Source organism: Pseudoalteromonas sp. S408 (assembly GCF_005886645.1).
In the GTDB taxonomy this organism is placed as follows: Bacteria; Pseudomonadota; Gammaproteobacteria; order Enterobacterales; family Alteromonadaceae; genus Pseudoalteromonas.
Map to the genome: position 1 here is coordinate 1 of NZ_PNDY01000075.1, position 293 is coordinate 293.

Here is a 293-nt window from a genome sequence, read left to right on the forward strand (position 1 = left end):
CTGCATAATAGCTCGACCGTCGTCTAATTGCTCACCCCCTTGACCTGTAAACTCATGGTATTGGGTCGTCCCACCAAGCAAAACCAGAGAGTTAGAGCCTGCTACCTGCGCGCATACAAAGCCGTTGGCATCATTTGCTAGAATATTGGCTAATTGCATAACTACGGCTTGGCTGAAACCGCTTATATTGTTATGGCCTAGAATCGCATTTGAAGCATTTAGGATATTGGTCAGCCCTTCACTTTGAGCCTCGAGCTCACAGATCTGTTGGAAAGAGCGTAACGCAGTCATCA

The 293-nt window shown here is 47.1% G+C and carries 1 protein-coding gene; it reads right to left on the reverse strand.

The genetic code is table 11. The annotated features are described in order from the left end of the window. Nucleotides 1-293, reverse strand: a 293-nt coding sequence (locus CWB62_RS18525) for a DUF3369 domain-containing protein (RefSeq protein ID WP_138556298.1), incomplete at both ends; no start/stop codon positions are given.